We start from the raw sequence: 389 nt of genomic DNA on the forward strand, positions 1-389 counted from the left end.
CCACTCCTTCCTGTGGCAACGCTGGTGTGTGGAAGCCTTGAAGGAAGGCATCGGCCAGGCCTTCACCGGCACCTCCAACGTCCTGCTTGCCATGGACAACGACCTCGAGGCGCTCGGCACCAACGCGCATGAGCTGCCGATGGTGTTTGCCGCCCTCGCTAATTCGGAAGAGGAGCTCAAGCAGTCGCCCTACAAGGTGCTGCAGGACTGGCAGCGCTACTATGGCGGCAATTTGCTGATCGTGCTGCCGGACGCGTTCGGCACCGCATCCTTCCTGCGTGACGCGCCGGACTGGGTCGCCGACTGGACCGGCTTCCGCCCCGACAGCGCGCCGCCGATCGAGGGTGGCGAGAAGATCATCGAGTGGTGGCGCGAGAGGGGCAAGGACC

The 389-nt window shown here is 65.0% G+C and carries 1 pseudogene; it reads left to right on the forward strand.

Annotation, left to right across the window (positions count from 1 at the left end):
- Positions 1 to 389, forward strand: a pseudogene (locus EOA27_RS40250) (nicotinate phosphoribosyltransferase); the annotation flags it as partial.

The sequence above is a fragment of the Mesorhizobium sp. M2A.F.Ca.ET.037.01.1.1 genome, assembly GCF_003998075.1.
Taxonomy (GTDB): domain Bacteria; phylum Pseudomonadota; class Alphaproteobacteria; order Rhizobiales; family Rhizobiaceae; genus Mesorhizobium.